Here is a 1,514-nt window from a genome sequence, read left to right as displayed (position 1 = left end):
GCCCGGTCGGCAACGAGGTCGAGGACCGGGTCGGCGTAGCCACCCCGCTGCGCTCCATCATCATCCGGCGGCGCCGACTCCCTCGTTTTCGCGCCCAGGCGGAGGCGGCGCTTCCCGGGACGCCGGGACGGCGCGGGCTTCTCGTCCTTGGCCGGTTGGGTCGGCTTGTTGTTGGACGGGGTCGGTGGTTTGGTGACCTCCGCGCGGCCGGTGGCCACCGGCGGGCGCGTGTGCGGGCCGGGTGCGGGCTTGCGGTCCGTCGACTTCTGCTCCGACTGCTTTCCGCGCTTCGGCGGCTTGGCCGGCTTCGGCTTGCCGGGCTGCTGCTCGCGTCGGGCCCGGCGCGGGCGGATCTCCGCCAGGTCGAGCCTCGGGTCGGCCGGGGCCGGGGCGCGGCCCGCCCGGACCGCGCGCAGGGTGCTGCCGGACTTCCACGCGATGCCGAGGCCCGCGGCGAACAGCAACAGGGCGCCGGTCGTGTGGAACGGTGACATCCACAGGCCGGCGATGCCGACCATCGGGCCGCTGCAGATGAGCATCAGGCCGTCGCCGCGGGCGAACATGCGCGAGCGGAAGACCGCCCAGCCCATGGCCATCCAGCCCGCGCTGTAGATGCCCGCGCAGGTCAGCGCCAGCGTTTTCGCGCTCAGGCCCCAGATCGGCGTGGCCGGTGGGACCGCCGCGAACATCAGCATCGAGACGCCGCCGAAGATGCCGAGCATGAGGCCGAACACGGCGGCGGCGCGGCTGCGTACCGCGGAGAGCACGCCGACCAGCGCGATCATCGCGACCATGGCGAGCCAGACGCTGGTCACCCAGGCGATCAGGCGGAACGGGGACTCACCGCTGAGGTAGTGGGCCGGGCCGCCGCCGACAATGGCGCCGAGCGAGGCCGCGGCGGCCACCACGCCGGCCGCGGGGAGCGTCCAGATCATCCGGCGCGCGCCCGAGCGGACCAGGGCGGCCCAGCGGGCGTTGGTGACCGGGCCGTCGGGTACGTCCGGGTCGAGCTCCGGGAGCAGCTTCATGCCCACGTCGAGCAGGCTGGTGACGTCGATCTTCTTGTTCTTCTTCGCCTTCTCGTCCTCGTGGTCGGCGCGCTCCTCCTCGTCCTCGGGCGGCTCGGGGCGCGTCGTCCAGATCCGCTGGGTCTGCATCGCCTGCCCGATCTTCGGCAGGACGGCCGTGTCCTCGATCCCGGTGCCCTCATAGGTCGGCGTCCCGGTCGGCGTGCTCGGGCGCAGGCTGGAGCGTTCGCCTTCCTTCAGCTTGACCCCGACCAGGCCGTCGGACCCCTCGTCCTGGTCGGCGACCGCCGCGGATCCGTCCCAGCCCGCCGCCACCGCGGCCTTGTGGCTGGGGTTGTGGTCGCGGTCCGGGTCGGTGGAGCCGGCTACCGCGGCACGGCTCCACGGTGAGTCGGCCTGGCCGGCGTCGGGCGTTCCCGAGCGGTCCCACTCGGACGGCGCAGTGCGGTCGGTGACGGAGCCGCGGCCGGCGGCGCCTTCCGACGG

1 protein-coding gene is annotated in these 1,514 nt (G+C 74.0%); it reads right to left on the bottom strand.

Going from position 1 to position 1,514, the window contains the following annotated elements:
• On the bottom strand, window positions 1–1,514 hold a 1,514-nt coding region (locus tag AB0H87_RS17235), incomplete at both ends, for a hypothetical protein (protein WP_360145767.1).

The organism is Asanoa sp. NPDC050611 (assembly GCF_040654855.1).
In the GTDB taxonomy this organism is placed as follows: domain Bacteria; phylum Actinomycetota; class Actinomycetes; order Mycobacteriales; family Micromonosporaceae; genus Asanoa.
Note: the sequence above shows the minus strand (reverse complement) of the source record. Positions and strands in the feature narration are given on the sequence as shown.